Annotated in this window: 3 protein-coding genes and 3 pseudogenes; 5 read left to right on the top strand and 1 reads right to left on the bottom strand. The window is 47.4% G+C overall.

Annotated elements, in window-relative coordinates; translation table 11 throughout:
• Positions 1-138: 138 nt before the first annotated feature.
• The 5 genes and pseudogenes from ACEW9J_RS12640 to xseB form a co-directional block, all read left to right on the top strand.
• A pseudogene (locus ACEW9J_RS12640) lies at positions 139-1,485 on the top strand (ATP-dependent RecD-like DNA helicase); the annotation flags it as partial.
• A 52-nt stretch (positions 1,486-1,537) separates the two neighbouring features.
• Positions 1,538-2,653 (top strand): hypothetical protein, encoded by a 1,116-nt coding sequence (locus ACEW9J_RS12635; protein ID WP_373545474.1) that lies wholly within the window; start codon positions 1,538-1,540, stop codon positions 2,651-2,653.
• A 7-nt stretch (positions 2,654-2,660) separates the two neighbouring features.
• Entirely contained in the window at positions 2,661-2,978 is a 318-nt protein-coding gene (locus ACEW9J_RS12630) for a hypothetical protein (protein WP_373545473.1), read from the top strand.
• Positions 2,924-4,002, top strand: a pseudogene (gene xseA / locus ACEW9J_RS12625) (exodeoxyribonuclease VII large subunit). Before ACEW9J_RS12630 ends, xseA begins: the two are co-directional and overlap by 55 nt.
• The gene (xseB, locus tag ACEW9J_RS12620) at positions 3,971-4,183 is read left to right on the top strand and encodes an exodeoxyribonuclease VII small subunit (protein ID WP_373545472.1); all 213 of its coding nucleotides are present in this window, start codon (positions 3,971-3,973) and stop codon (positions 4,181-4,183) included. Before xseA ends, xseB begins: the two are co-directional and overlap by 32 nt.
• Positions 4,184-4,217: 34 nt before the next feature.
• Here xseB and ACEW9J_RS12615 read toward each other — a convergent pair.
• Positions 4,218-4,775, bottom strand: a pseudogene (locus ACEW9J_RS12615) (chromosome partitioning protein ParB); the annotation flags it as partial.

Genomic DNA, 4,775 nt, shown 5'->3' with positions numbered 1-4,775 from the left:
TGTTCTCTCAACATTTGAGCTGTCTGTGCCCAACGACCATAGTCTACTCTTAACATCTTTGCGTTGACCTCAATTTACTCCTCAGAATCAGATTGTCTCATACTTTGAAAACTATGGGTTTGAAGTTGGACGGGGTTTAGCTTCTTTTACACCGAACAGAATCTCGCCCTGAACATCCTCAAGCTCCTCGAACAGCCTCAAGCGGTAGATTTACCCCGCGTCCGCAGTTGGATCGATAGGTTCACTCAAAGTCAGAGGATTAGTCTCTCACCCGAACAACAGCAAGCGGTGGAGATGGCGGCGACACAACGAGTGATGATTCTCACTGGTGGCCCAGGTTGCGGGAAGACTTTCTGTACGCGCACGATTGTCGCTTTGTGGAAGGCAATGAGTAAGAAAATCGCCCTTGCCGCACCTACGGGGAGAGCCGCTCAGAGGCTGTCAGAAATGGCCGGAATCGAAGCGAAAACCATTCACCGTCTATTGGAGTTCGATCCGGCGACCAGAGGGTTTAAACGGGGTGTAGATGAACCTTTGCCTCACGATGCGATCGTGGTTGATGAGGCTTCGATGCTGGATCTATTTCTAGCGAATTCACTGATTAAGGCGGTTCGGACTGATGCCCATTTACTGATCGTGGGAGATATCGACCAACTACCTTCAGTCGGGCCAGGGAGCGTGTTAGGCGATCTGATTAAGTCGGGTCGGATTCCAGTAGTCAGACTCACTCAGGTATTCCGTCAGAGCTTTGAGAGTGGGATTATTCGCGCTGCTCACCAAATCAATCGCGGACAATATCCCACTTTGGAAGCAATTTCTGATGCTCCTGTATCGGATTGTCTGTGGCATAATGGCGGATTTGAGCCGGAACACGGGGTACAGACAATTTGTGAACTGATTCGAGATTTTGTGCCCAGTTTGGGGTTCAATCCGGTTACAGATGTGCAGGTATTGTGTCCGATGACCAGAGGGATAGTGGGAACGCGCAATTTGAATCAGGTGTTGCAAGAATTACTCAATCCTCCTACTCCTGAAAAAGCGCAAATTAATCGCGGTGGGGATATTTTAAGGGTAGGAGATCGGGTGATTCAACTCAAGAACGATTACGAGCGGGAGGTATTTAATGGGGATCTGGGTGTAGTTAATGCGATCGATTCGACCGAACATGAGGTAATGATTCAGTTTGAGGGGAGAGAAGTTATCTATGACTATGCTGACTTGAATGAGCTAGGATTGGCTTGGTCGATTAGCATCCACAAATCCCAAGGTTCGGAGTATCCGGTGGTAATTTTGCCGTTGTATATGCAGCATTATTTGTTGTTGTCGCGGAATTTAGTGTATACCGGATTAACTAGGGCGAAGAAATTAGCGATCGTGGTGGGTTCTAATAAGGCGATCGGGTTAGCTGTCAGGCAAAACCAAGTTGGCAAAAGGTACACTCGTTTACCAGCCAGATTAGGTCTTCCAGTTCTGGCGTTCGACTAGATCGTATCGGCTCTCCCTTTACCCCTTCCCCCTTCTCCCTTCCCCCTATCAAATGAGTGAGTATCAATATTACGAATTTCAGGCGATCGACCGTCCGTTAACACCAAAGGAACGGGCGGAGATTAAAGAACTCTCCAGTCGGGTTAAACTCACGTCAACTCAGGCGATTTTTCTCTATAACTATGGGGACTTTCGCAACAAGCCAGAAGAGGTATTAGCTAAATACTTCGACATGATGTTTTACGTCGCCAACTGGGGCACCTGGCGGCTGATATTTCGATTTCCAAAAGCGATCGTCGATCCAAGATTGTTTCAAACTTACGCTCTACGCAATGCCATAACGATTACCGAAACTTCTAAATACATTGTCCTAGATATTGAAATTAATCAGGAAGAGGGAGTATCTGGATGGGTGGAAGGGGAAGGTTGGTTATCCCAATTGCTGCCGTTGCGGGAAGATCTGTTGGGTGGAGATTTACGTTTGTTGTATCTGGTTTGGCTGAAAATGGCTCCTGAACTGGTGGAATACGTGCTGGATGAAGATCCGATCGAGCCGCAAATTCCTGCTAATCTAAGTAAACTTTCACAGCCATTGAAGACATTTGTCGAACTGGTAGAACTCGATCCTGAGTTAGTTGCGGCTGCGGCGCAGGCAAGTCCAGAGCAACAAGCTACTTCAGAAGCACCACTGGAAGATTTGCTATCTAAGCTTTCAGAAGCCGAACGACAAAAATTCTTACTCAAACTCGTTCGGCGCGAACCGCATGTCGATTTGCAATTAATTAATCGATTGAAGGAATTGGCTGGCAAGGGTAAATCTACTCCTCAATTTACTGCGGGACATCGACTATTATCCGAACTCCAATCGCTCGCTGATACTGTGAAATCGGCGCAGGAGGATCGAGAACGGGAGCGGGCAAGAAAACAGCGAGTTAAAGAATTAGAGGCACTAGCATCAAGAGAAGCTCAAACTTGGAAGAAGGTGGTGGATTTAATTGAATTAAAGCAAGCCAAGCCTTACGATGAAGCTACGGCTTTACTCAAAGATTTGTGCGATTTGGCAGTACATCAGGGACGTTTAGCTGAATTTAGCGAACGCTTCGATAAGATTAAGTCGGATTATAGTAATCGCTCGGCGTTAATGACCCGATTTAGATCGATAAAATAGTTAAAATATGGCGTTAACTTTAGAATATCCCAACAATTGGACAGAAATTGCCACCACAGTTAAGCAAGCAGCAGGTTATCGCTGTAACCGCTGCGGCTTGAAGTGTTTGCCACCCAACAATAGTTACCGTCACCTAGAGTTATCCCTCAGACGCAAACTCTCAGCTCTGCTTGGTGAAACGCACAACTGGGCGGGAGACCCGTCCAGTGCTGAGGAAACCTCAGCGCAACCCATCATCCATCAGGAATCTACTTTACGCTCAAAGATAAGGTGGGTAAAGCGGCTCTCCCCGCAGTGGTATGGAAGACTCAAATTCCTGAGTTAGAAACCAAACCTCAAGTTGGGATGGAAATACTCGTTTTTGGGAAGATTGCGGTTTATGCCCCTCATGGTAAGTATCAATTCCAAGCGCAGCAAGTTTTACCATTAGGGGAGAGCTTACAAGCCCTGAAACTGCAACGGCTCAAACAGCGGCTATTATCGGAAGGGCTGTTCGACTTAGAGCGAAAACAAGCGTTACCAACTCACCCCCAAACGATCGCGGTAGTTACGTCATCGACTGCGGCAGCTTGGGGGGATATTCAGAAGACGCTATTATCTCGCTATCCTGGGGTGTTAGTATTGCTCTCGCCAGCCACGGTTCAGGGCGAAACAGCACCTAATTCGATCGAACGGGCGATCGAGCGGGTAATTATCGACGGTCGAGCGGAGGTGTTAATTCTAGCGAGAGGTGGGGGCGCGACTGAGGATTTAAGCTGCTTCAATAGTGAAATTTTAGTTAGAGCCATTGCCGAATGTCCGATTCCCATCGTTACCGGAATCGGACACGAGCGGGATGAGTCCCTGGCAGATTTAGCAGCAGATGTTCGAGCGACAACCCCAACAGCCGCAGCGACGATCGTCGTTCCCGATCTCGAAGATTTAGTGGACGAACATTTAGATCGGATCGATCTCCTTCGCGCTACCATGCAGAGTGTATTAGTCGATCGACAACACCAGTTAAGTCAATTACGAGTCAGATGCGAACGAATCAAGCCCGATCGACAATTGGAACTGGAAGCAGATCGCCTCAGCTGTCTTCAGCAGCGGCTCAGGCGTGCAATCTCTGGACGACTGCAATATCTGCCCAGAAAGAACAGTTACACCTACGAGAAAGGTGTCAAGCCCTCGATCCGCGCTTGGTATTGCAGCGGGGCTACGCACTGGTACGGCAAAATAATGGAGAGATCGTTCGCGAAGCCGAAGGGTTAGTTATTGGAACAGAGTTATCGGTTCAGTTTGGTAAAGGTCAGGCAAAATTAAGGGTGGTTGAAATCGATGGTGGCAAAAAAGCAGAAGTGGAACTATGAGCAAGCGGTGGAGCGAGTGGAGGAGATATTAGCGGCGATCGAGGGAGGGGGGCTAGAATTGAGCGAGGTATTCAGTCAGTTCGCAGTAGCGGTGGAATCATTGCAACAGTGTGAGAATTTTTTATCCGAGCAGCGAGAACAGGTGGAGTTATTACTGGAGAATTTGGGCGATCTGGATTAGTTAAATTCTTCAGCTAAAGTTCTATAGCTTGAAGTTATTGAGCCAACAGGTCGTCGATTTGAGCTAACAGTTTATCGATTTTCTTCCACTTCTGTGGATCTTGCCACACCTTGATACTTGTTGCTTTTTTGAGGGTGGACTGAATCCGCTGCTTGGGTTCGAGATTAATGGGTGGTGGAGAAATTTGAGTACTTTTAATCTGTTCTTTAAGCTGGGTCAGACTCCAGTGTTGCTCAATCGCCATTTCCAGCATTTCTGCTCGCCGATCGAGGTCATCGATCTTAGCAATTGCTTGTCCTTTCGTATATTCAAGCTCTCCCTTGAGAATTGAGTCTAGCACCAGATCGGGCAGATTGAGCAATGGCAATCGATTATTCACAAACGACCGCCAGTTCATGCCTTTGGCATTATCGGCTATGACTTGAGCGACGATGATTTGGCGACCTTCAAAGTTACCCATAACGTTATGGGTAACTTTTTTACCTTTAGCTAAATTGTCGAGAGCATAAAGAATAGACTTAACTTCGTCGTTTGTGCCAACCTCCAACTCGATCGCCAATAGATTCAGAATTGCTTGAGTTTCTTCGATCGG

This window comes from Chamaesiphon sp., from assembly GCF_041737865.1.
Classification (GTDB): domain Bacteria; phylum Cyanobacteriota; class Cyanobacteriia; order Cyanobacteriales; family Chamaesiphonaceae; genus Chamaesiphon.
This window is presented reverse-complemented; position numbering and strand designations above follow the sequence as displayed.

Bases quoted from the DNA above. Each gene is read 5' to 3' on its own strand.
- ACEW9J_RS12635 (WP_373545474.1), top strand. From the start codon at position 1,538: ATGAGTGAGTATCAATATTACGAATTTCAGGCGATCGACCGTCCGTTA.
- ACEW9J_RS12630 (WP_373545473.1), top strand. From the start codon at position 2,661: ATGGCGTTAACTTTAGAATATCCCAACAATTGGACAGAAATTGCCACC.
- xseB (WP_373545472.1), top strand. From the start codon at position 3,971: ATGGTGGCAAAAAAGCAGAAGTGGAACTATGAGCAAGCGGTGGAGCGA.